Here is a 207-nt window from a genome sequence, read left to right as displayed (position 1 = left end):
CCACCACCACCGCCACGGTTTCCGCCGCCGAAGCCGCCACCGCCACGACGATCACCGCCGCCACCAGCTTTACGCTCTTCTGCCTGGCTTACTGCGATACTTCTGCCGCTTACTTCGATACCATTTAAGCCATCAATAGCTTTTTGGGCGCTCTCGTCATCAGACATCTCAACAAAACCAAAACCTTTGCTTCTGCCGGTTTCTCTG

The 207-nt window shown here is 55.6% G+C and carries 1 protein-coding gene; it reads right to left on the bottom strand.

What is annotated here, in order from left to right; all coding sequences use genetic code 11:
• On the bottom strand, positions 1–207 hold a 207-nt coding region (locus tag RG47T_RS26880), incomplete at both ends, for an RNA-binding protein (RefSeq protein WP_253187563.1).

The sequence above is a fragment of the Mucilaginibacter polytrichastri genome, assembly GCF_001911425.1.
GTDB lineage: Bacteria > Bacteroidota > Bacteroidia > Sphingobacteriales > Sphingobacteriaceae > Mucilaginibacter > Mucilaginibacter polytrichastri.
This window is presented reverse-complemented; position numbering and strand designations above follow the sequence as displayed.